General features: G+C 70.4%; 1 pseudogene. It reads right to left on the bottom strand.

The features are described from left to right. A pseudogene (locus tag ACLBXP_RS25965) lies at positions 1-287 on the bottom strand (MFS transporter); the annotation flags it as partial.

Genomic DNA, 287 nt, shown 5'->3' with positions numbered 1-287 from the left:
GATAGGCGGGCGGGACGTAGCGCGCCACCATCGCGTCGTTGATCACGACCTGTCCGTAGAGCGCCGCCATCGTCAGCACGAGCCCGACGAGGAGCGGCACGCCCGTGCTGACCGCCGCGAGGCCGTGGCCGATCGGTTGCAGGGTGGAGAGCGCGAGGAAGAGCGTCGGCAGGCTGTAGCGGTCGATCAGGCGCCCCATCAGGAGCTGAGTCAGGGCGCCGAACACGAAGACCAGCGTCGCGAGCGAGCCGATCAGCGCGACGGGCTGCCCCTCGCGCTGATCGGCT

The sequence above is a fragment of the Methylobacterium sp. A54F genome, assembly GCF_053346035.1.
Note: the sequence above shows the minus strand (reverse complement) of the source record. Positions and strands in the feature narration are given on the sequence as shown.